This is a genomic window from Bacillus sp. GMs2/2, assembly GCF_050172095.1.
Classification (GTDB): Bacteria; Bacillota; Bacilli; order Bacillales; family Bacillaceae_G; genus Bacillus_A; species Bacillus_A cereus.
The window spans coordinates 1-3,015 of record NZ_JBNLYE010000432.1 but is presented as its reverse complement, the minus strand read 5'-3'; the positions used below and the strand labels follow the sequence as shown (position 1 = coordinate 3,015).

Sequence of the window (3,015 nt, the reverse complement as noted above, 5' to 3'; positions counted from 1 at the left end):
TAATTTTTTTAAAATGTGATTCTAGTCCTCTTTTAATTATAAAAAAGTTTATATAATTCAGTGGTAAATCGAATCTGATTGAGGAGGAATTGAGTTATATGTGCAAAGAAATTCAGTTAACTAAAGATATATATTGGGTAGGAAAAGTTGATAATAGAGAAGTTCCATTTCATCGTTTAATCTTAGCAAAAGGAACAACTTATAACGCGTACTTGCTAAAAACGGAAAAACCAACAGTGATTGATACAGTTGATATAGAGTTTGGAAGAGAATTTGTAGAATCATTAAGTAAATTAATTGATCCACAAGAAATTCAGTATATCGTAGTGAATCATACAGAGCCCGACCATTCAGGGGGATTGGCAGCATTAGCATCAAGAGCTACTAATGCAACGATTGTATGTACAGAAATTGCAGTACCAGAAATACAAGAGATGTATAAGCTGCATAATCGAAAGTTTTTAATAGTAAAAGACGGTGATACATTAGATATTGGTGGAAAAACATTAAAATTTAAAGAAACACCATATCTTCATACTGAAGAAACAATGATTACCTACTGTGTAGAGGATAAAATTTTATTTCCTTGTGATATTTTTAGTACTCATATAGCAAATGACGAGATTTTCAGTGATAAAGCGAATGTAGATATTACGGAAGACTTTATTGGTTATTATAATGCCATTATCCATCCACATAGAAGATATGTAAGAATATTAATAGAAGCTCTAAAAGATTTGGATGTACAAATGATTGCACCATCTCATGGCTACATTTTACGTCAGGATATACAGAAGTATATTAAATTATATGCGGATATGAGTAGAGATACGAATCAAGATAAGAAAGTAACAATTGTATATACAACAATTAAAAATAATACAAAAAAAGTGGCAAATATTATTAAAGAAACTTTAGAAGCAGATAATATTCATGTAACAGTATTTAACGCTGATAAATCAAAAAAATCAGAGGTTTTAAAGAGTATTCAAGAAGCAGATGCAGTCTTCATAGGATCTTCAACTAGATATGCAGATATGATTGGTAATTTAGAAGAAATTTTAAAAGAAATGACAGAAATGAACCTAGAAGGAAAAATTGCAGCTTCATTCGGTTCATATGGTTGGAGTGGAGAGGCAATTGAAGTGATACAAGATTACCTCAATGAAACAAATATGAATGTACAAAGCACATCAAAAGTTATCCAATCTACAGGTATGACTCATGTTGAATTTCCTATTCGGATTAGATTCTCTCCAAAAGATGAGGGGAAAGTAAAGAAAATCCAACATGCAACAACATTTGTTACAGATTTATTATTGAGTTCTATTTAATAGAAAAATGGAGGTGAAAACATGGAAAAGAATTTTGTTATTATTGGGAGTGGTGTAGCTGCTGTAAATGCCGCTAAAACTATTAGAGAGTACGATAAAGGATCAAATATATTTATTTTTGGTGAAGAGCCATTACTACCTTATAAAAGAATTAAATTATCAAAGGATCTGTATTCAGATTTACACAGTGAAAAAGTGTTAATTAAAAAGAAAAAGTGGTATCAAGATAATCACATATCAGTTTTTATAAATACAAAGGTGGTAAAAATTAATACAGATGAGCAATTTATTGTTACATCCAATGAAGCGGTATTTTCTTATCATAAACTATTAATTTGTACAGGAGCGAATAATAGAAGATTAGAGATAAATGGAATTAATAAAAAAAATATTTTTACTATTAGGGACATGAAAGAAGCAGATGAGCTTAAAGGTCATTTAGAGGACAAAGAAAGTGTTGTGACCATTGGTGGGGGTGTACAAGGTTTAGAAACAGCATGGTCTATTCTGAAAGCTGGTAAAAAGGTATCCATTGTAGAAGTAGCTCCTTTATTAATGAGAAGACAATTAGATACAAAATCTTCGCTTCTCTTGAAACGAAAAATTGAAAAGGAAGGAGTAAAGGTGTATTTAAATACTTCTATTGATTCTATTCTCGGGAAAGAATCTGTAACTGGCATAAAGATGAACGACAATTCTCAAATTAATTGTGATAGTATTGTTTACTCAATTGGCGTTACTCCGAACACTAAACTTGTACATGATACGGCTATTAAATTAAATAGAGGAATTGTTGTGGATGAGGAGATGAGAACAAATATAGACTCCGTATACGCTGCGGGAGATGTTGCAGAAGTAAATAATGAAATTGAAGGCTTATGGGGGACTGCCTTGGAACAAGGAAGAGTAGCAGGTAGTAATATGGTCTCTAAAACTGCTATTTATAAAAAAGAAATTCCAACTACTATTTTTAACGCATTCAATGTATCTTTATTTTCAATTGGAGTTGTTAATGAAGAGCAATGTGATACAACAATTGTTGAAGAAGACGGTAAGGAGAAGTATACAAGGTTATTTATTAAGGATAATAAAATAGTCGGTGTGATTTCATTAGAAGGAGTTGCGGCATCTATTCCTTACAAATCTGCGATTGAAAAGCATGTATCGTTAGAAGGAATAGATTTATTAAATACAAACATAAGTGAAATAATGAGCAAGTTAAAAGAAAAAATATAAAGCTGTACAAAAAGGAGAGGAAATCATGAAAAAATACATTTGTTTACCATGTGGATATATTTATAACCCAGAGGTAGGGGATCCAGATGAGGATATAGAACCAGGAACAAGTTTCGAAGATTTACCAGAGGACTGGGTTTGTCCTGTGTGCGGAGAAGATAAAAATCATTTTGCACCACTAGATGAATAAGAAGGAAAAAACAATGAGAATACTGCACAGTATTCTCATTGTTTTTTATATTTTTGAATGTGATTCTGGTCACAGAAATATTCTTTGAAAAATCCTATAATAGTTATGTAGCAGATACTTATACCGATTCAGCCATTCTCGGTACACTCTATAAGGCCCTGACGCCACCCTTTCTCCTCAGGGCCTTATTTTTTCTATGCCATATTCAAAATATGTTTATGTAGATAGTGTATATCACTGTCTACATAAACATAT

Annotated in this window: 3 protein-coding genes; all 3 read left to right on the top strand. The window is 31.5% G+C overall.

Annotated elements, in window-relative coordinates:
• Nucleotides 1–98: 98 nt before the first annotated feature.
• Genes ACQGS6_RS25590 through rd form a run of 3 tightly spaced genes read left to right on the top strand, consistent with a single transcriptional unit; the run spans nucleotide 99 to nucleotide 2,760 of the window.
• Nucleotides 99–1,334, top strand: coding sequence for an FprA family A-type flavoprotein (locus ACQGS6_RS25590; RefSeq protein WP_426965815.1), 1,236 nt, complete (start codon nucleotides 99–101; stop codon nucleotides 1,332–1,334).
• A gap of 21 nt (nucleotides 1,335–1,355) precedes the next feature.
• Nucleotides 1,356–2,570, top strand: coding sequence for an NAD(P)/FAD-dependent oxidoreductase (locus tag ACQGS6_RS25585; RefSeq protein WP_000414246.1), 1,215 nt, complete (start codon nucleotides 1,356–1,358; stop codon nucleotides 2,568–2,570).
• A 25-nt stretch (nucleotides 2,571–2,595) separates the two neighbouring features.
• Nucleotides 2,596–2,760 (top strand): rubredoxin, encoded by a 165-nt coding sequence (gene rd / locus ACQGS6_RS25580; RefSeq protein ID WP_000759867.1) that lies wholly within the window; start codon nucleotides 2,596–2,598, stop codon nucleotides 2,758–2,760.
• The last annotated feature ends 255 nt before the right edge of the window (nucleotides 2,761–3,015 follow it).